Below are 280 nucleotides of genomic sequence, written 5' to 3'. Positions count from 1 at the left end.
GAAAAACCTGACCGATGACGCCACCTGCCGCCGGCCGCCGCCTGAAACACCCCAATCGCACCTGGGTTCGCCCCTTCCGCGAGGGCGCTGGCCCGCTGTACCTGCAGATTGCCCAGCAGGTGCCCGAGGCAGTGGATGACGGCGTGCTGCGCCCGGGCGACCGACTGCCGCCGCAGCGCGACCTGGCCCAGCAGGTGGGCGTGGACCTGACCACGGTCACCCGCGCCTTCGCCGAGCTGCGCCAGGCCGGCCTGCTGGATGCGCAGGGCGCTGGCGGCAC

1 protein-coding gene is annotated in these 280 nt (G+C 73.2%); it reads left to right on the top strand.

The annotated features are described in order from the left end of the window. Positions 1–14 precede the first annotated feature (14 nt). Positions 15–280, top strand: a 266-nt coding sequence (locus EN850_RS35980) for a GntR family transcriptional regulator (protein WP_136093101.1), incomplete at its 3' end; no start/stop codon positions are given.

Origin of the sequence: Mesorhizobium sp. M8A.F.Ca.ET.207.01.1.1 (assembly GCF_004794715.1) — a bacterium.
GTDB lineage: Bacteria > Pseudomonadota > Alphaproteobacteria > Rhizobiales > Rhizobiaceae > Mesorhizobium.
The sequence above is the reverse complement of the archived record's forward strand: the minus strand, read 5'-3'. Positions and strand labels throughout refer to the sequence as shown.